The following is a 19653-nucleotide window of genomic DNA, read 5'->3' on the forward strand; positions in this document are numbered from 1 at the left end:
ATTCTGTTTTTTAAATATTGTCAGTTAAGTAATTTTTATCATGAGTTGATTGGTGGGCGATTTTGCTATGGCGCGGGCTGCCTCGCAGTACGGTCCGCCAACATCTGGTAAGATGATCATTTATTACGTTATCAACACACGTTTAGCTGGAGGCGAGGACTTTTTGTTAACACTGTTGAATCTCCTTTCTGCGATTGCGTTACTGGTGTGGGGCACTCACATTGTCCGCACCGGTATCATGCGAGTTTATGGCACCCAGTTACGGCGGGTTCTCAGCGATAGCGTTGAGAAAAAGCCGTTGGCTTTTATGGCCGGTATTGGCGTAACCGCGCTGGTGCAGAGCAGCAATGCGACCGCGTTGCTAACGACCTCTTTTGTCTCACAGGGGCTGGTGGCATTAACGCCTGCGCTGGTGATTATTCTCGGGGCGGATGTCGGTACGGCACTGATGGTGCGAATTCTGACGTTCGATCTGTCCTGGCTTTCTCCGCTGCTAATTTTTCTGGGCGTGATATTTTTCCTCAGCCGTAAGCAGACGCGGGTGGGTCAGGTTGGTCGCGTGGCGATTGGGCTCGGGCTGATTTTGCTGGCGCTGGAAATGATTGTCGTGGCCGCGGCTCCGATCACACAAACGTCGGGTGTGAAGGTACTGTTTTCCTCGTTGACGGGCGACGTCATGCTGGATGCACTGGCTGGCGCGCTGTTCGCGGTGATTACCTATTCCAGTCTGGCAGCGGTGCTGCTAACGGCAACTCTGACGGCAAGCGGTGTGATCTCGCTGGAAGTGGCGATGTGCCTGGTCATTGGTGCCAATCTGGGCAGCGGATTACTGACGATGATGAGCACCTCGACGCAGAATGCGGCAGGCCGACGCGTGGCGCTCGGCAGCATGCTGTTCAAACTGATAGGCTGTTTGGTCGTGTTGCCGCTGGTCGAGCCGCTTTCGCGCTGGCTGACGCGTATTCCGTTAAACGCCGAAGAGCTGGTCATCTACTTCCATCTGTTCTACAACCTGATTCGCTGTCTGCTGCTGATTCCGCTTACCGGCGTGGTGGCACGCCTGTCCTGCGCGATGATTGCTGACTCGCCGCAGGTCGATCTCCAAATGAAACCGCGCCATCTGGACACCAGTTCGCTGGATACGCCGGCGCTGGCGCTAACCAACGCCGCGCGGGAAACGCTGCGCATTGGCGATGTGCTGGAGCAGATGCTGCGTTTGTACCGCGAAGTCTTGCAGGGCGACCATATGCAGCGGCGGGAGATTCGTCGACTCGATGACGATGTCGATATCCTTTACACCGCGATTAAGCTCTATCTGGCGCAGATTCAGAAAGACGGCTTGGATGAGCGAGATTCCCGGCGCTGGGCTGAGGTGATCGAAGTGGCGCTGAATCTGGAGCAGGCGGGGGATATTATCGAACGCATGGCAGATGACATTGCCAACCATTCCTCCGGCGTACGCATGGCGTTTTCCGCACAGGGTCTGGAAGAGTTGAACCATCTGCATGAACAGCTGCTGGCGAATCTGCGTCTGGGGCTGTCGGTTTTCCTGTCGGAGGATGTCACCAGCGCGAAACGCCTGCGCCGTGCCAAACACCGCTTCCGCATTATGAACCGCCGTTATGCCCATGCTCATGTCGATCGCTTACATCAGCACAACGTACAGAGTCTGGAAACCAGTTCGCTCCATTTGAGCTTACTCGGGGACATGAACCGACTGAATTCACTGTTCTGTGCGGTAGCGTATAACGTCTTGATTGTGCAACAGGATGGGGATGAAGAACGCGAAGAATCGCCGCTGACGCTGTGACAGAATCTTGTGGGGGGGGGCCCCCACAAGATAGAAGAAGCTTACTCGAACAGGCTGCGGTGCAGTGTTTGTACCACTCGCTCGGCGTCGTCACCCGGTACCAGGAAGCACAGGTTGTTGCTGCTGGCGCCGTAGCAGATCAGGCGAATACGGAAGGGTTCCAGTACGCCAAACACTTCTTTCCCGACGCCACAGGCCTGAGACAGATTGTTGCCGATCAGCGCGACCAGCGACAGATTCTCTTCAACCTCAACCCGACACAGCGATGACAGTTCGGTCAGCAAGGCGCTGGATAGCAGGCTGTCGCCCGTTGAGGTGGAGCCGGTTGTGTCGAGCGTCAGCGCGACGTTGACTTCTGACGTCGTGATCAGGTCAACGGAGATGTTGTGACGCGCCAGAATGCTGAACACTTCGGCCAGAAAACCGCGTGCGTGCAGCATGTTCAGGCTATACAGCTTAAGCAGCGTTTGTTTACGACGCAGCGCCAGCGCGCGGAACAGCGGCGGGTTTTCGGTTTTATTGCATACCAGCGTACCGCCAGCGGCCGGATCTTTGCTTGAACCGACGAACACAGGGATATCGCTACGCACCGCAGGCAGCAGCGTGGCGGGGTGCAGGACTTTCGCGCCAAACGTCGCCATTTCGGCGGCTTCTTCAAACATGATTTGGTCGATGCGTTTTGCCGTCGGCACCACGCGTGGATCGGTGGTGTAGATGCCGGGAACATCGGTCCAGATATCAATCCGGCTGACGTTGAGCGCTTCGCCCAGCAGTGCCGCCGTATAATCGCTACCGCCGCGACCCAACGTGGTCGTGCGGCCTTTTGCTTCGCTGCCGATAAAGCCCTGAGTGATCACCAGACCTTGCTCAAGACGCGGCTGCAGCTGGCTGCGAGTCAGTTCGCCCAGTACGTCACAGTCTGGTTGAGCACGGCCAAAGTGATCGTCGGTACGCATGATTTTGCGCACATCGAACCATTCTGCAACGACATCACGCTGGCGCAGAATCTCGACAAACAGCAGGGTAGACATGAGTTCGCCGTGGCTGACCAGTTCATCGGTCAGGGCGTTTGACGTCGCGAGCGCCGCCGCTTCAGACAGGGTGGTGACGCTGTCCAGCATGCGATCAATCTCATCGCGAATCACGCTTTGATTGGTCAGTCTGTCGATGATGGCGTATTGGATTTGGCGGATTTTCGCCAGATGCTCGGCGCGCGTTTCCGGCGTTTGACCTTCCGCGAGCGCGACCAGTAAATTCGTGATACCCGCTGATGCTGACAGCACCACAACGCGCACATTCGGATTGGATAACACCACATCGGCACTGCGATTCATGGCGTCAAAGTCCGCCACGCTGGTGCCGCCAAATTTGGCAATAACGGTAGAGTTCGCGTTCGCGGAGACTTCAGTTGCAGACATGTCAAAAAACCTCGTGTCAGGTGGTAGGCTGTTTTTCAGTAAACAGCATTCCATTAATCAGCCTTGGCACAGGGGGAGAGCAGAAGTAGGGGGCAGGCGTAGAAAAAATGACTACGATACACCCAGAAGCGCTCCACCTTGCTGGATGTCCATCAGGACAAATCCGGTGACAACCCAGAGGATTCAGCCTCTGTAGTCGATAGGGTGAAAACCGTATTTTCACCGCATCTCGGCATCGCTCCCCCTCGGATATCATCAGCGGATTACGGTTCCTCCGATATCTTACCTGGGCGATGCGCCTCTTCTGGCTTGCACACCGAGTGTGCAAGTACGGTGTTACAAATAACGGGTTATGCGGTTTCTGTCAATAAACAAAACGGCATGAACCGCTTTTAGCAAGAAAAGGGATCTCAATCTGGATTTTAAGGGATACAATCGATTCAGTCACTTTGAACTCATGCTTAGAGAGAAAGTCGCATTATGAAAAATATTAATCCAAGCCAAACTGCCGCCTGGCAGGCATTACAACACCATTTTGACGCGATGAAAGACGTGCAAATCAGCGAGCTGTTTGCACAAGATAGCGATCGTTTCGCGCATTTTTCCGCGACGTTCGACGATCAGATGCTGGTGGATTACTCCAAAAACCGCATCACGGCAGAAACGATGGAAAAACTGCACGCGCTGGCACGGGAAACCGACCTATCTGCGGCGATTCAGTCCATGTTTGCCGGCGAGAAAATCAACCGCACGGAAGACCGCGCCGTTCTGCACGTTGCCCTGCGTAACCGCAGCAACACGCCGATTCTGGTAGATGGCAAAGATGTGATGCCGGAAGTCAACGCGGTGCTGGCGAAGATGAAAGATTTCAGCGAACGCGTGATTGGTGGTGAGTGGAAAGGCTATACCGGCAAAACCATTACCGACGTGGTTAACATCGGTATCGGTGGCTCCGATCTGGGCCCGTTCATGGTAACGGAAGCGCTGAAGCCTTATAAAAATCACCTCAACATGCACTTTGTCTCCAACGTTGACGGCACGCACATCGCTGAAACGTTGAAGCCGCTGAACCCGGAAACCACGCTGTTCCTCGTTGCGTCGAAAACCTTCACCACGCAGGAAACCATGACCAACGCGCACAGCGCTCGCGACTGGTTCCTGAAAACGGCGCAGGACGAGAAACACGTTGCCAAGCACTTTGCCGCGCTGTCCACCAACGCGAAAGCCGTCGGCGAATTTGGTATCGATACCGACAACATGTTCGAATTCTGGGACTGGGTTGGCGGACGCTACTCTCTGTGGTCGGCGATTGGGCTGTCGATCATTCTCTCTCTGGGCTTTGATAACTTTGAAAAACTGCTCAGCGGCGCGCACGCGATGGACAAGCACTTTGCTTCCACGCCAGCGGAGAAAAACCTGCCAGTGCTGCTGGCGCTGATCGGCATTTGGTACAACAATTTCTTCGGTGCTGAAACTGAAGCGATTCTGCCGTATGACCAATACATGCACCGTTTTGCCGCCTATTTCCAACAGGGAAATATGGAATCCAACGGGAAATCTGCCGATCGCAACGGCAATCCAGTGGATTACCAGACCGGGCCGATTATCTGGGGTGAACCGGGTACGAACGGCCAGCATGCGTTCTACCAGTTGATCCATCAGGGCACCAAGCTGGTTCCGTGTGATTTTATTGCGCCGGCGGTGAGTCATAACCCATTGAGCGATCATCACAGCAAACTGCTATCGAACTTCTTTGCACAGACGGAAGCACTGGCGTTCGGTAAGAGCCGTGAGGTGGTAGAAGCAGAATTTGCGGCGGCAGGCAAAAGTCCAAAAGAAGTGGAACACGTCGCGCCGTTTAAAGTATTCGAAGGCAATCGCCCGACCAACTCTATCCTGCTGCGCGAAATCACCCCGTACAGCCTGGGCGCGCTGATTGCACTGTATGAGCACAAAATCTTCACTCAGGGCGCGATCCTGAACATCTTCACATTCGATCAGTGGGGCGTGGAGTTAGGGAAACAACTGGCGAACCGTATTCTGCCAGAGCTGGAAAATGACAGTACGATCGACAGCCATGACAGTTCTACCAACGGACTGATCAACCGCTTCAAGGCGTGGCGTAACTAATCGGGCCTGTGCCCTTTGGTTTTTCAATCGCAAGGAGGAAGACATGCAGGTTCGTATTTTGTTGGGACTAGCCGCGGCAGTGTTGCTGGCGGGATGCAGCAGTAGCAGTAGCCAACTCAGCGCCGCCGGGCAGGCCGTGACGTTCACGGATACCAAGCCAGGCAGCGAATGTCAGCTGTTGGGGCAGGCCAGCGGTAGCCAGTCTAACTGGCTGGCGGGCAACCATAGCGACGGCAGTTCTATGCGCGGTGCGGCAAACGATCTGCGTAATAAAGCGGCGGCGATGGGGGGCAATACGGTCTATGGTGCAACCAGTCCGAGTGAGACCTTCTGGTCAAGCTTTGCGCCGCTGGACAGCAAGATGAGCGGCAGCGTCTACAAATGTCCTTAAGCTAAAGAAAAACCCGGTGAGAGTGGCATTTTGCTCTCACCGCTTTCCTAACGTATTACTCAACCGACTATCCCAGCGTCATCCTGATGCTGCTTCATCCCTAAATCCAGCGGCGTTTTGCTGGCTTCCCCACCGATTTCCCGTGCCAGACGGGGCACCAGATAGCCGGATACTTTCTTCAGCAGTGCTTTGACTAAGACGCGCGCCTCGTTGTCATCTACCAGAAAATGCGCGGCACCCTGAACCTTATCCAATACGTGCAGGTAATAAGGCAGAATTCCTGCGTCAAATAGCGCATTACTGAGCTGGGCGAGTGTCTCTGCACTGTCATTCACTCCGCGCAGCAGCACGCTTTGGTTGAGCAGCGTCACGCCTGCACGGCGCAAACGCGCCATACTTTGTGTTAAATCAGGATCAATTTCCTGCGGGTGGTTAATATGCGTCACCAGCAACACCTGAAGCGAACTGCGTGACAGGCGATCGCACAGCGTATCGGTAATACGTGCAGGGATCACCACCGGCAAACGGCTATGAATGCGCAGGCGTTTCAGATGTGGGATGTGTTCCAGCTCGGTGATCAGCCAGTCCAGCTCGTGGTCTTTAGCCATCAGCGGGTCGCCACCGGAAAAAATAATTTCATCCAGTTCTGAGTGCTGGCGGATATAATCCAGCGCCTGACGCCAGTTTGCCTTGTTGCCCTGATTATCCTGATAGGGGAAATGGCGGCGGAAGCAGTAGCGGCAGTTTACCGCACAGCCGCCTTTAACCAGCAGCAAGGCCCGGTTGTGATATTTGTGCAGTAGCCCCGGCACGACGCTGTGTTGCTCATCAAGCGGGTCATGAGTGAAGCCTGGGGTGGCGATAAACTCCTCATGCGCGGTCAATACCTGTAGCAGCAATGGATCGTCAGGATTGCCTTTCTGCATCCGTGCAGCGAAGGCGCGCGGTACACGCAGCGCAAAAAGCCGGCGTGCATCACGGCCTTGCCGGAGTTTAGCGTGATCGCTCAGTGCCAAAAGTTGCAGTAATTCATCAGGATCGGTAATTACGTCCGCAAGTTGCTGCAACCAATCTTCTCTGGAAGGTATATTTAGGGTTACAATGTGTGCCATTTTTTGGCTTCGTACCAGTATTAAAATTGTAGAGGGCCTTTATGGCGACTTATTCTAGCAACGATTTCCGTTCCGGTCTTAAAATCATATTCGAAGGCGAACCGTATGCCGTCGAATCCAGTGAGTTTGTTAAGCCGGGTAAAGGCCAGGCTTTTGCTCGCGTAAAAATGCGTCGCCTGTTGACGGGCTCTCGCGTTGAAAAAACCTTCAAGTCTACCGATTCTGCAGAAGGCGCAGACGTCGTTGATACCAACATGAACTACCTGTACAACGACGGTGAGTTCTACCACTTCATGCACCCTGAGACGTTTGAACAGCATCAGGTTGAAGAGAAGACCGTTGGTGATGCGGCAAAATGGCTGCAAGACAACGCCGAATGTATCGTTACCCTGTGGGATGGTCGTCCTATCGCCGTTCAGCCACCGAATTTCATCGAAGCTGAAATCACCGATACCGACCCAGGCCTGAAAGGCGACACTGCCGGTACTGGCGGTAAGCCAGCAACGCTGAGCACTGGCGCGGTCGTTAAAGTGCCATTGTTCGTGCAGATCGGCGAAGTTGTCAGAGTTGACACGCGTTCTGGCGAATACGTTTCACGCGTTAAGTAATTAATGCGAAGAAGGCCGCCTTCTGTGAGGGCGGCCTTTTTAATTCATTTTTTCTCACTCAAGTCTCTCCCCCTGTTTTGCTCCTCGTCCGAAAAAACCGCCACAAGCATTAAAATTGGCTACGCTTAAAAAGCAGTCCTTTCGTACCGTTGAAATCCTATTCTCATAAAGAAGGAATCGAGTATGTTGAAGAAAGCGTTTGTTGCCATTTTCTCTCTGGTTATTCTCTCCGCAGTGGTTGGGTGTAATACCACCAGAGGTGTTGGGGAAGATGTTGAAGCGGGTGGGAAGGCCATTCAGCGTAGCGCCCAATAGCCCATCCCCGTCATACTTCACGCTGCATGTGCGTTGGCTTTCCTCACTCACCCCAGTCACTTACTGATGTAAGCTCCTGGGGATTAATGGACCTCATAAATGAGGTCCACCCTTCGGGCCAGCGCTAGCGCAGTTCAAATCGGTCTCTAACCGATTTGTCGCTGCGTTGCCGCCTGCATGCAACTCGAATTATTTAGGGTATGTTTTAGGAAATAAGTCGTAATAACGTTTCCGAGTGGAAGAAAATACCGTGATGGTGTTTTCTTCCATACATTGAGGAAATGAAAACGCGGTTCACTCGGTGAAGTAATAACGTCGTCTCTTGCCATGCCTGCCAGCATGCTGACGTTGAGTAATATATTTATGACGTTTATCTGGTACGGGCATTTACGCTATTTCAGTGGCCGAATCTGGATAATTGGTCAATCGAGGTATTGTATTATTCGCATGCTTTTTGCAGGTATCTGCAAATCGGATTAGCTATCAGGTCGCCTTTGCCGGAATAGTGAAAATATTGCAGGACGCGATCGGCCTTTCCTTGTTTATTCCTTTTTCCATGTTCATGTTCATGTTCATGTTCATGTTAAAAGAACCGCGCCGAACCGATTATATTTGTCTGCCGGGCGCGGTTTTCTTTTTGTATTGCGGTCAATACACTCAGATTACTGATTGACCCAGATAAGCGCTTCTGTCGGGAAGCCGTAGCGTTTGGCCGTGGCGACCAGTTTGTCGCGTGTCGCAGGATCCAACGTTGGCGTGCGTGAGAGAATCCACAGGTAGTCGCGGTTCGGCCCGCAAATCAGGGCGTAGCGGTAGTCGTCATCCAGTTCAATAATGTTGTAACCGCCATAGAACGGCCCGAAGAACGACACTTTTAGTGCGCCCCGCTGAGGCGAACCCGTGAAATACGCTTTCCCGATGCTCTCGTTCCATTCCTGTTTTTCGACGTTAAAGCCACGATTGATCACCTTGATGCCGCCGTCATCCCGCGGGCTGTAGGTTGCCGTCACGCGTTCCATATTGCGTTCAAAACGGTGGTCGAGGCGGGCGATCTCATACCATGTGCCGAGGTAACGATTGACGTCAAAATTTTCCACGACGGTGACGTTATCGGGCGGCGTCACGCTACAGGCGACAGAAAAGAGTGCTATCAACGCGGCAATGCAGGCTTTCCCACGTCGTCTGATGGTGAAGAGAAGGCTTTTGAATAACGTGCTGTTAAAGCGAATAGCGTTAAAGGGCATCATATTGACATCTCATCGTTTTCATCTTTGTTCCAGTGTAGACGATGGACGTAGTCAGGCGGGGAAATAATACGGCCTGCGACGATCTCGTGCAGGCCGTTAGGTACACATTTACAGATGTTACCTCTACAGCGTAACGACACCGATAACGGTAACCACGGTCAGGATGGCCGCCAGGCCGTAGAACACCCACTTCCCGGCAGGAACGTGGATTTTCAGGTCATGCATCGCGTGGTGGATACGGTGCAGGCCACACCAGAGCGGCAGTACAATCATCAGCAGTAAAAAGACACGGCCGATAAAGCTCTGGCTGAACGCGGCGATGCGCTCATAGGTCAACGCGTCCGGGAACAAGCCAAGAGGCAACATCACGCCGACCAGCAGAATGATCACCGGAGCGAAGAACGCGCTCCACATCCCACCAGCGCCGAACAGGCCCCAGAAAGGCGGTTCGTCAGAACGTTTTGGCGTTGGGTTAATCACATTATTTCTCCTGTTCAGAATAGTAAGGCGATCGCCAGAACGGCTACGGTTACCACCACGGTGACAGCCCACAGCCCTTTAATGATCGGCTCTGGCCCCATTTTTTCATCTTTAATCACGATGATGCTGGCCTTCGGTGCCAGTTCAAACCAGGTTTTGGTATGCAGCGCAGCAGCGAGCAGAGCAACGATATTGATCAGCAGCACCAGCGGGTTTTGCAGGAAACTGACGAAGTTTGCCCAGCCTTCAGGCCCGTTTTTCAGCGCGAAAACGCCAAACATCAGCACGATGCTGAACCAGACGGCAGGGACGGCAGTCCCTTCACGCAACATATAAAAGCGGTAGAACCCCAGCTTTTTCCACCAGGTCGGCGACATACCGCGAACATACGCTTTACGTTTAGATGTCATCATTGTCCCTCCCTTATTGTGGTTTCAGCATGGCGATCATGAAGTCTTTCGCGCTTTCGACTTTGCCTTGCTGGATGGCAGCGGCAGGATCGACGTGCTTCGGACACACTTCTGAGCAGTAGCCCACAAACGTACAGGTCCAGACGCCGTTATTTCCGTTCAACTGCGCCATACGCTCTTTCTTGCCGTGATCGCGGTTGTCCAGGTTATAACGGTGCGCCAGCGTAATTGCTGCCGGACCGATGAACTCAGGGTTCAGGCCGAACTGCGGGCATGCCGCATAGCACAGGCCACAGTTAATACAGCCGGAGAACTGGTGATACTTCGCCATTTGCGCCGGAGTCTGTTTGTTCGGGCCGTCAGCAGGTTTACGATCGTTGCCGATGATATACGGCTTGATGGCTTCCAGACTCTCGATAAAGTGGGTCATATCGACCACTAAATCGCGCTCGATGGGGAAGTTGCCCAGCGCTTCGACCTTCAGACCGTTCGTGTATTCACGCAGAAAGGTTTTACAGGCCAGTTTAGGGACGTTATTCACCATCATGCCGCAGGAACCACAGATCGCCATACGGCAGGACCAGCGGTAGGAGAGGTCCGGTGCCAGGTTATCTTTGATATAACCCAGCGCATCCAGCAGGGAGGTCTGCGTGTTGTACGGGACATCGAACGTCTCAAAATACGGTTCGCTGTCCTGTTCAGGGTTGTAGCGCATGACTTCCATTTTCAGGGTTTTGATCATCTCAGCCATTCGCCTGCTCCTTCTTGCTGCCTTCCTGCGCATCACCTTCTGCACCGTATACGCGTTTGGCCGGTGGAAGCTTGGTAATCTTCACATCGCTATACTCCAGACGAGGTGCGCCTTCCGGGTTATAGAACGCCAGCGTATGCTTCAGGAAGTTAACGTCATCACGTTCGGTGCAACCGTCATCCAGACGCTGGTGGGCACCGCGGGACTCTTTACGGTTGATCGCCGAGTGCGCCATACATTCCGCAACATCCAGGCTATGGCCCAGCTCAACGGTGTACAGCAGGTCGGTGTTGAACACGCTGGAGCGGTCAGTGATTCTCACGCGTTTGAAGCGTTCTTTCAGTTCTGCCATCTTATCGACGGTTTTCTGCATCAGATCGGTGGTGCGGTAAATACCGCAGCCTTCTTCCATCGACATGCCCATTTCGTCGCGGATTTTCGCCCAGCTTTCGGTGCCTTCCTGATTCATCAGGTCATGCAGACGCTGTTCGATGTCGCGCGTCTGTGCATCCAGCGCCGTGCCGTTGGCCGGTGCCGCCGCCTGTGCGCGCTGTACGGCGTGCTCACCCGCAACGCGACCGAAGACCACCAGTTCGGCCAGCGAGTTGGAACCGAGACGGTTCGCACCGTGCAGACCAACCGAGGAACATTCGCCGACGGCGAACAGACCCTTGATGCGGGTTTCGCAGTTCTGATCGGTTTCAATGCCGCCCATCGTGTAGTGCGCGGTAGGACGGATAGGAATCGGCTCTTTCACCGGGTCGACACCGACATAGGCTTTTGCCAGTTCGCAGATGAACGGCAGACGTTCCTGAAGTTTCTTCTCGCCGAGGTGGCGCAGATCGAGGTAAACCACATCGCCCAACGGGGTTGAGACGGTGCGGCCTGCGCGCCATTCGTGCCAGAACGCCTGCGAGACTTTATCGCGCGGCCCCAGCTCCATGTATTTGTTTTTCGGTTCGCCGAGCGGCGTTTCCGGGCCCATGCCGTAGTCTTGCAGGTAACGGTAGCCGTCTTTGTTGACCATGATGCCGCCTTCGCCGCGACAGCCTTCGGTCATCAGGATACCGGAGCCGGGCAAGCCGGTTGGGTGATATTGAACGAATTCCATATCACGCAGTGGGACGCCGTGGCGGAACGCCATACCCATGCCATCGCCTGTGACGATGCCGCCGTTGGTGTTGTAACGGTACACGCGGCCTGCGCCGCCTGTCGCCAGCACCACGGCGTTAGCGCGGATCTGAATCAGCGAACCTTCCATCATATTGATGGCAACAAGGCCGCGCGCTTGACCGTCATCGACCAGAACATCGAGGACAAAGTGCTCGTCGAAGCGTTGGATTTGCGGATATTTAAGGGAAGTTTGGAACAAGGTATGCAGCATGTGGAAGCCGGTTTTATCGGCGGCAAACCAGGTGCGTTCGATCTTCATCCCGCCAAAGCGGCGAACGTTGACAGAACCATCTGGTTTACGGCTCCAGGGGCAGCCCCACTGTTCCAGTTGAATCATCTCTTCCGGGCAGTGTTTGACGAAGTGCTCAACCACGTCTTGTTCACACAGCCAGTCGCCACCCGATACGGTGTCGTTGAAGTGATAATCGAAGCTATCGTGTTCCTGAGTCACTGCTGCTGACCCACCTTCTGCCGCCACGGTATGGCTACGCATTGGGTAGACTTTTGAGATCAGCGCAATTTTCAGTTGAGGGTTGGCTTCTGCGGCAGCAATTGCCGCTCGTAGGCCAGCTCCTCCGGCCCCGATAATGGCCAAATCGGCGTTAAAGGTTTGCAATGCATTCCTCCAGTTACTTAAGTTAATTAAGTTAAAATAAAAAAATAATATCTATTCGTTTCTGTCTTTATATCCGAGCTTAATATCAAACCCGCTGAAAATTATGTGATAGATGTATAAAGAATAGATAAACCTATAATTTTTGTGTGGGAATGATTATACCGAATTATGGGTAGATGAAATTTGATGTGATCCTGCATTTTGTGGTTTTTTCAGCAGGCTGCGTATTTATTGATAAAAACGTGATCGAAAGGCTTATTTAAGGGGAAATGATGCTTTTATTTCTTTAATAACCCTTTTGAGGTGGATATAAGAAAATGATCCACTGGATATAATTTATAGCGACTATCCTGACCGCTCCCTCTTGGAGGGTAGAGCATGCATTGCTGAAAAGCGCGTCTGGCCTTTTTTCCGCTGGAAATTTGGGCTGATGCGGGTAGACTGCACCCCCTGTTTGACTTTGGAGTAAGAACCATGAGCGAGACGACAAGTTGGCAACCTAGTGCTTCTGTCGCTAATTTGTTGAAACGAGCGTCGATCATTGCTGCTGTCCGACGTTTCTTCACCGATCGTGGTGTACTGGAGGTCGAAACGCCTGCCATGAGCCAGGCTACGGTAACGGATATTTTCTTATACCCGTTCCAGACCCGCTTCGTTGGTCCCGGTGCTGCGGATGGCATGACGCTGTATTTGATGACCAGCCCGGAATACCACATGAAGCGTCTGCTGGCTGCCGGTAGCGGACCGATCTTTCAGCTGGGCCGCAGTTTCCGCAATGAAGAATCAGGCCGACACCACAACCCAGAATTCACTATGCTGGAATGGTATCGCCCTCACTATGATATGTACCGCCTGATGAATGAGGTCGATGACCTGTTGCAGCAGGTACTGGATTGTGAAAGCGCGGAAATGCTCTCCTATCAGCAGGCGTTTTTACGCCATCTGGAGATCGACCCTCTGTCTGTTGATAAAGCGCAGCTGCGCGAAGCAGCAGAAAAACTCGGGCTGGGCGATATCGCCTGCCGTGAAGACGATCGCGATTCGCTGGTGCAGATGCTGTTCACCTTTGGCGTTGAGCCGCATATCGGGCGCGACAAACCGGCGTTTGTCTATCATTTCCCGGCAACGCAGGCTTCACTGGCCGAGATCAGTTCGGAAGACCATCGTGTCGCCGAGCGTTTTGAAGTCTATTTCAAAGGGATCGAGCTGGCGAACGGCTTCCGCGAATTGACCGATGCCGATGAGCAACGTCAGCGTTTCGAGCAGGATAATCGCAAGCGTGCCGCGCGGGATTTGCCACAGCAGCCGATTGATGAAAACCTGCTGGCGGCACTAAAACACGGTCTGCCGGAGTGTGCGGGTGTGGCGTTAGGTGTGGATCGTTTGATTATGCTGGCACTGAATGCCGAGAGGCTGAGTGATGTGATCGCGTTCTCCGTCGATCGCGCGTAATCCGTTTGAAGTAGGGCGGGGCCACATCTGGCCGCCGCCCATTTTCCCTTCTTATAAGCTGCCCGGCGTCCGCTGCCGTGGCGTCAGCGTTTTTCCACTGCGTGACAGATTGTCCATTTTCACCTGGAACGGTGGGAAAGGAAGCTCCAGATTGTGTTTGCGGTAGTTTTCCAGAATCAGCTGATGCAGTTCGTGGCGCAGCGGCATACGGTGCCCCATTTCGGCGGCGAACACGCGCAGCTCAAAAATCTGAATCCCCTGTTGCAGGTCAACCAGGAAGGCTTCTGGCTCTGGCGTATCCAGAATCAGCGAACAGCGCTTCACTGCATCCATCAGCAGTTCCGTGACTTCCTGACTGTTCGCGTTCGCCGGAGCAGGCACCGTCATCACCACACGCGTGACGGAATCCGATAGCGACCAGTTGATAAACTGCTCGGTGATAAATGCCTTGTTCGGCACGATGATCTCTTTTCTATCCCAGTCGGAAATGGTGGTGGCGCGGGTGTTAATACGCATGACGCTACCCGTGAGATCGCGGATCGTGACCGTATCGCCGATGCGGATCGGTTTCTCAAACAGGATGATCAGGCCGGAGATAAAGTTGGCAAAGATCTCCTGCAAGCCGAACCCGAGTCCCACACCTAGTGCAGCAACCAGCCATTGCAGTTTCGACCATTCGATCCCGATCAGCGAGAAGCCCATCAGGCAGCCGATCAGCATCAGAATATATTTGCTGATGGTGGTAATGGCGTAACCGCTGCCCGGCGACAGATCCAGATGCTGTAGGATTGCCAGCTCCAGCAGGGCGGGCAGGTTACGTACCAGCTGCGCAGTAACAATGAAGATCAGAATCGCGATCAGCACCGATCCCAGCGTAATCGCCTGTACGCTTTCTACGCCTTTGACCGTGCTGGAAACATCCCACAGGCTGATATTTTCGAGGAACGCGAAGGCAGAATGAATTTCTGACCACAGCGCGATAACGGAAACCAGTGCGATCAGTGTCAGAATGGAGCGTACTAGCTGGAGGGACTTGGCGCTGATGGCATCCAGATCGACGACGGGTTCTTCCACCGCGTCCGAACTGCTTTCATGGGACGACGCAGACGGCGAGTCTTCTTCACCTTTGGCACGCTGCGCCAGAATTTCCGAACGTCGCTGTTTGGCGCGGTCGAAGGCGATGCGGCGGCGCTGAATTAACATCCAACGGCGAATAATGTGGTAAACCACCAGCAGGAAGAACCAGATAGAGACGGAGGTTTCCAGACGGGCTAACAGCGCCTGTGCGGTTGCCAGATAGCCGATGCAGGAAGCCAGCGCAGCAACGAGCGGCATGGCGATCAGGATGTTCCACATCGCTCGGTTAACGGAGTTTTCCCCCGAACCTTCTTTGTCCAGATACAGCGGGATGCCCGCGCGTTTTAATCCGGTCGTGACCAGGCTCAGCGCCATACAGAGCAGGATGAAGCAGAGCCGCCCCAGCGTGCTGGAAAACTCGCGATCGTTGAGCTTATCGAACGTAATCAGCGCCATAATCAGCGGCACGATAAAGGCAATCGAGAGACGATAGTAGCGCATCGCTCTGGCTACGCGCTCCGGCGACCAGCGGAAGTGGACAATGAACAGCCCCTGCGGGTGCGAGAATGAGGCGCTGATCATCACCAGCCACATCAACGGCACGGTGGCGGTCACGCTGTCGCCGATAGCGACGGCAATCGGGTAAGGCCAGGCGTTTTGCAGCCCGTATCCCAGCGCGGCCCAGAGCACCGGCAGCGGCAGGGCGGTAAGGATAGACCAGAATACGGTACGCAGCGTCAGCATAAAGTGATCGAGCGTGACCTTGCCGACGCGGCTGCTGGCACGTTCCATAAACGCATGATAGTGACGACGCGAGCTGATACTAAAGCCAACCAGCAGCAGTGCACCCAGCAGCGGTAGCACGGTTTCCTGGCTGGTCACCATCATTACCAGCGCGCTACCCAACTGCGTCAGCGTATCCAGTGACAGCAGGCGCGTCAGATCCTGTACCAGTTTGAGCGGATAAGCGAACGTCACAGGGTCAACATCCGCCACCCAGAACAGGTCGCGATGGGCTGCTTCCCGTGTTTCGGTCAATGCATCCGCCAACTGGTTATTGGCGACTTTGAGTTTGGTCAGTTCGAGTATCTGTGAATCGCAACCGGAGATCAGTGAAGTCAACAGGTCGCGCTGGGTTCGCATCTGGTCGGTCAGAATACGCTGCTGTGTGCTGGTCAGCGGATCGCCGTTGTCCTGTTTGGCTTTATCAAGATCCTGCGGTTTGTTGATCAGATCTTCAAAGTGCAGCCGCTGCACGCGTAACTGCGCCATGTCGCTATCCAGCAACTGAGGCTTGGGCATTTCCGGCAGGCGGGCGATCTGTGCCCGTAACGTTTCACCTAATATCGGTGAAACGCCGAGCCACTGTGCCTGTTCGCGGATGGTGCTCAGCGCCTGACGAACCTGAATGGTGTGCGTGGCAGCCTGACGCTGCTGAGAAGCAATGAGGTCCATCCGCTGCGCTTGCTGGTTCAGCGCGACGGAAAGCTCGCGGTTAACCTGTAGCTGCTTGCTGATGACGCTGGGTAAATCGCCACTTTGTTCCGCGAGCAGCTCTGTGCGTTCTAATGCCTGTTCGGCTTCGCGCTGGCGCATATTGTTGAGTCTGCTGCGTAAATCCTGTTGCAGCAGATCCAGCCTGTCGTGGCGCTTTTTATACAGTTCGACACGTAACCGGGATAGCTCCTGACGATTGCTGGCTGAAAGCTGTGCCAGCTCCAGTTCGTCGACCCGACTTTTGCGCAGGGCAGATTCGGCCTGGAGCGCGACGAGCTGCGCTTGCCCCAGCGGGGTAGCAGGCGTACCGAGAGACTGAATACGGCGTTCCGCATCGCTTTGCATGCGGCTGGCTTCGGTTTGCTGCTGCGGAAGCTGGCTCAGTGAGTCGCTGATTTCACGCAGCCGATCCTGTTCCTGTTGGAGCTGGCGCGCCTGTTCCAGCAGTTGGCTACTGGTTTGCAGTAACTGCTGTTCAAGATCGTTGCTGGAGAGACTGTCTGAAATAGACGACGGTTTGCCGTCTTCGGCATTAAGCTGGCGACGCAGCTCCTGAACCAGTTTGGGGAAATCATCAATAACGCGCTGATACTGTGTGGCGCGCTCCAGTGATTCTTTGCGATCCTGGAGGGTGTTCAGCGCAGCCTGATATTCCTCAACAATTTTCGCCTGATCGGCTGCACCTTTGTTGGCCTCCGCCTGCTGTAGCTGCTGGCGTAGCTGCGCCTCATTGGGCGCAGTGGCAGCCAACGCGGCAGTTGATAATAAACATCCCAAAAGAAAAGTCAGAATCAGACGCACGTTAGCTACCTTTATTACAAACAACACTCTTACAAGCGACTAAAGTCGGCCGTTATTTACGGCGCGTCGGGTTTGTGGCCCGTCTGGCCGGATGCCTCAACCGCAGGATTTTGTCCCTCAACCTGAGCGGGCTCAGATGCTACCGCGGCAGGCGACAGTGCGGCGTCGTTAGCTTCCAGCTCGGTGCCTTCCGGGAAGACAACAGGCGTTTGCTCATCCTGACGGACTTCGGCAAACGGCTCGCCCATACGCGTCACGCTCATGGTATTCAGGTGAGCAGCAAACTGGAGATTATTGCCTGCGGCAAACAGGTTAATCACGGTTGAGCCCAGCTTGAAGCGACCCATTTCCTCGCCTTTTGCCAGTACGACGGCACCTTCTTCACCCGCCTGCGGGTAAGTCCAACGCTTGATGATGCCTTCACGCGGTGGTGTTACCACGCCTGACCACACGGTTTCGATGCTGCCGACAATGGTCGCACCCACCAGAATCTGGGCCAATGGGCCGAATTCAGTATCAAACAGGCAAATGACGCGTTCGTTACGTGCAAACAGATTCGGCACGTTATCGGCCGTCAGCAGATTGACGGAGAACAGGTCACCCGGCACATAAATCATCTCGCGCAGCACGCCGTCGCACGGCATGTGGAGGCGGTGATAATCACGCGGAGAAAGATAAATGGTGGCAAACAGACCGTCGCGGAACAGATCGGCCATCACATAGTTGCCGGCCAGCAATGCTTCCAGCGTGTAGTCGTGGTTCTTCGCCTGAATTAGCTTGCCGTCGGTAATAGGGCCAAACTGCGACAGCACGCCGTCAGCGGGCTGCACCAGACGGTGCGCATGGGGATCGACAGGGCGAATGCCAGGACGCAGAGGGCGAACGAAAAATTCGTTAAACGTGCGGTAGGAGGCGGTATCCGGCTGCTGCGCTTCCTGCATGTTGACGTTGTATTGGCGGACAAACAGATCGATCACCAGCTTGGTGAGTTTTCCTGCTCGCTTATTTGCTCCCCAGCCCGCTAAGCGGGTCAGCCAGATCTTGGGAAGCCAATACTGTAGTTTGATTTTGATATTATCCAGCACTGTGAGCCTCTTGGATTAATAGTGCGCCATAAAATAAGCTGTCTGGGAAACACGCCTGATGTTGCCAGCGGTAGCCCAGAAAGAGAGTTAGCGGATTCACTTACCCTCAAAGGGGGCGCATTGTAACGATGGTCATGATAAATGTCAGTTATCTGTATCCGAAAAGCCTTTACGCGTTTTTACTTGCGCCATGCTTTCCAGAATCCGGTGATAGTTATCAAAACGCTCTGTGGCAATCTCTCCGCGCGCAAGTGCAGCATTGATCGCGCAGCCTGGATCGTTTTCATGTTTACAGTCGCGGAACTTACATGAGCCGATGTATTTACGTAACTCAATGAAACCACTTGTCACCTGTTCAGGTTCCAGATGCCACAGACCAAATTCACGCACGCCCGGTGAGTCGATCACGTCGCCGCCGTGCGGGAAGTGGTAAAGCCGGGAGGCGGTGGTGGTGTGTTGCCCCAATCCTGAGTTATCAGACACCTCATTCACCAGAATTCGTTCTTCGTCCAGTGCGAGCAGCGCGTTAAGCAGGCTGGACTTCCCGACACCTGACTGTCCGGCGAAAATACTGATACGGTCGGTGAGGGCTTGCTCCAATTCAGGGATACCCTGTTGAGTATGGCTGGAAACCATCAGCACGCGATAGTCGAGGGCGCGGTAGATATCCATTTGTTTATCAACAAACTGGCGAGATTTGTCATCCAGCAGGTCAATTTTGTTCAGCACGATCAGCGGGTCGATCTCCAGCGTTTCGCAGGCGACCAGATAGCGATCGATAATATTCAGCGACAGCTCAGGCAAGATCGCCGAAACGATCACGATCTGATCGATATTGGCGGCGATCGGTTTAATGCCATCGTAATAGTCGGGGCGGGTCAGGACGGAATGGCGAGGGTGAACGGCTTCCACGATCCCGCTGATGCCTGCGAGTGATTCATGGCCTGGGCGCCAGACGACGCGGTCGCCCGTGACCAGCGATGAAAGGGTCCGACGAATGTTGCAGCGGTGCACCACGCCATCGGCGGCTTCCACATCGGCGTGCATACCGAATCGGCTGATGATAATGCCTTCCTGCGCATCGCCCAGTTGGCTATCTTCCCATTCGACTTTGCTTTCCGTTTTTTTCAGGCGACGCTGGTGGTTTGCGCTAACCCGACGCTGCTGACCTTTCGACAGTTTCTTTTTGCTCACTGAGCCTCACTTAAGACGATTTATCGTTCGCGGCAGTGCGTTATCGCCCGCCGCGTTTGAACCGACTATAATACACCCTATTTGAT

Annotated in this window: 18 protein-coding genes and 1 riboswitch; of the genes, 8 read left to right on the plus strand and 10 right to left on the minus strand. The window is 54.2% G+C overall.

The genetic code is table 11. The features are described 5' to 3' along the window. Positions 1-163: 163 nt before the first annotated feature. Positions 164-1810 (plus strand): Na/Pi cotransporter family protein, encoded by a 1647-nt coding sequence (locus MYB54_RS02290; protein WP_039320606.1) that lies wholly within the window; start codon positions 164-166, stop codon positions 1808-1810. Positions 1811-1851: 41 nt separating this feature from the next. On the opposite strand, the gene lysC is transcribed toward MYB54_RS02290, so the two are convergent. Then, positions 1852-3228: a lysine-sensitive aspartokinase 3 gene (gene lysC / locus MYB54_RS02295; protein ID WP_014916788.1), complete on the minus strand. Its 1377-nt coding sequence runs from the start codon at positions 3226-3228 to the stop codon at positions 1852-1854. A 118-nt stretch (positions 3229-3346) separates the two neighbouring features. Continuing rightward, a riboswitch (Lysine riboswitch) is annotated at positions 3347-3540 on the minus strand. Between the two features lie 168 nt (positions 3541-3708). Here lysC and pgi point away from each other — a divergent pair. Continuing rightward, positions 3709-5358, plus strand: coding sequence for a glucose-6-phosphate isomerase (gene pgi / locus MYB54_RS02300; RefSeq protein ID WP_014916787.1), 1650 nt, complete (start codon positions 3709-3711; stop codon positions 5356-5358). Between the two features lie 43 nt (positions 5359-5401). Beyond that, entirely contained in the window at positions 5402-5749 is a 348-nt protein-coding gene (locus tag MYB54_RS02305) for a DUF4156 domain-containing protein (protein ID WP_014916786.1), read from the plus strand. Positions 5750-5808: 59 nt separating this feature from the next. Here the strand turns inward: MYB54_RS02305 and epmB are convergent, their stop codons facing one another. Further along, complete coding sequence (gene epmB, locus MYB54_RS02310) at positions 5809-6861, minus strand: EF-P beta-lysylation protein EpmB (protein WP_248721456.1); 1053 nt, start codon at positions 6859-6861, stop codon at positions 5809-5811. A 41-nt stretch (positions 6862-6902) separates the two neighbouring features. Between epmB and efp the strand changes: the two genes are divergently transcribed. The 4 genes from efp to MYB54_RS22010 all read left to right on the plus strand — a co-directional run bounded on the left by efp (position 6903) and on the right by MYB54_RS22010 (position 8457). Beyond that, positions 6903-7469 carry an elongation factor P gene (gene efp / locus MYB54_RS02315; protein WP_014916784.1) on the plus strand — a complete coding sequence of 189 codons (567 nt, stop codon included), beginning with the start codon at positions 6903-6905 and terminating at the stop codon, positions 7467-7469. A 183-nt stretch (positions 7470-7652) separates the two neighbouring features. Next, positions 7653-7784 (plus strand): entericidin A/B family lipoprotein, encoded by a 132-nt coding sequence (locus tag MYB54_RS02320; RefSeq protein WP_014916783.1) that lies wholly within the window; start codon positions 7653-7655, stop codon positions 7782-7784. A 363-nt stretch (positions 7785-8147) separates the two neighbouring features. Then, positions 8148-8264, plus strand: coding sequence for a hypothetical protein (locus tag MYB54_RS22005; RefSeq protein ID WP_371928260.1), 117 nt, complete (start codon positions 8148-8150; stop codon positions 8262-8264). Then, complete coding sequence (locus tag MYB54_RS22010) at positions 8239-8457, plus strand: DMT family protein (RefSeq protein WP_371928261.1); 219 nt, start codon at positions 8239-8241, stop codon at positions 8455-8457. The genes MYB54_RS22005 and MYB54_RS22010 overlap by 26 nt, the downstream gene beginning before the upstream one ends. Here the strand turns inward: MYB54_RS22010 and MYB54_RS02330 are convergent. The 5 genes from MYB54_RS02330 to frdA form a co-directional block, all read right to left on the minus strand. Next, entirely contained in the window at positions 8447-9031 is a 585-nt protein-coding gene (locus tag MYB54_RS02330) for a lipocalin family protein (RefSeq protein WP_248721457.1), read from the minus strand. The genes MYB54_RS22010 and MYB54_RS02330 overlap by 11 nt on opposite strands. Positions 9032-9154: 123 nt before the next feature. Continuing rightward, positions 9155-9511 (minus strand): fumarate reductase subunit FrdD, encoded by a 357-nt coding sequence (gene frdD, locus MYB54_RS02335; RefSeq protein WP_005972985.1) that lies wholly within the window; start codon positions 9509-9511, stop codon positions 9155-9157. A 14-nt stretch (positions 9512-9525) separates the two neighbouring features. Beyond that, positions 9526-9921 carry a fumarate reductase subunit FrdC gene (frdC, locus tag MYB54_RS02340; RefSeq protein ID WP_010295522.1) on the minus strand — a complete coding sequence of 132 codons (396 nt, stop codon included), beginning with the start codon at positions 9919-9921 and terminating at the stop codon, positions 9526-9528. 13 nt (positions 9922-9934) lie between these two features. Continuing rightward, positions 9935-10672, minus strand: a complete 738-nt coding sequence (locus tag MYB54_RS02345; RefSeq protein WP_010283136.1) for a succinate dehydrogenase/fumarate reductase iron-sulfur subunit — start codon at positions 10670-10672, stop codon at positions 9935-9937. Further along, complete coding sequence (gene frdA / locus MYB54_RS02350; RefSeq protein WP_119871775.1) at positions 10665-12461, minus strand: fumarate reductase (quinol) flavoprotein subunit; 1797 nt, start codon at positions 12459-12461, stop codon at positions 10665-10667. The genes MYB54_RS02345 and frdA overlap by 8 nt, the downstream gene beginning before the upstream one ends. Positions 12462-12935: 474 nt before the next feature. Between frdA and epmA the strand changes: the two genes are divergently transcribed. Beyond that, the gene (epmA, locus tag MYB54_RS02355; RefSeq protein WP_039498020.1) at positions 12936-13913 is read left to right on the plus strand and encodes an elongation factor P--(R)-beta-lysine ligase; all 978 of its coding nucleotides are present in this window, start codon (positions 12936-12938) and stop codon (positions 13911-13913) included. Positions 13914-13964: 51 nt separating this feature from the next. Here epmA and mscM read toward each other — a convergent pair whose 3' ends face one another. The 3 genes from mscM to rsgA form a co-directional block, all read right to left on the minus strand. Then, positions 13965-17288 carry a miniconductance mechanosensitive channel MscM gene (mscM, locus tag MYB54_RS02360; RefSeq protein WP_248721458.1) on the minus strand — a complete coding sequence of 1108 codons (3324 nt, stop codon included), beginning with the start codon at positions 17286-17288 and terminating at the stop codon, positions 13965-13967. Between the two features lie 56 nt (positions 17289-17344). Beyond that, positions 17345-18373 carry an archaetidylserine decarboxylase gene (gene asd, locus MYB54_RS02365; protein WP_039526960.1) on the minus strand — a complete coding sequence of 343 codons (1029 nt, stop codon included), beginning with the start codon at positions 18371-18373 and terminating at the stop codon, positions 17345-17347. Positions 18374-18517: 144 nt separating this feature from the next. Continuing rightward, positions 18518-19567 (minus strand): small ribosomal subunit biogenesis GTPase RsgA, encoded by a 1050-nt coding sequence (gene rsgA, locus MYB54_RS02370; RefSeq protein ID WP_039552660.1) that lies wholly within the window; start codon positions 19565-19567, stop codon positions 18518-18520. Between the last annotated feature and the right edge of the window lie 86 nt (positions 19568-19653).

This window comes from Pectobacterium nicotianae, assembly GCF_023272715.1.
Lineage (GTDB): Bacteria > Pseudomonadota > Gammaproteobacteria > Enterobacterales > Enterobacteriaceae > Pectobacterium > Pectobacterium brasiliense.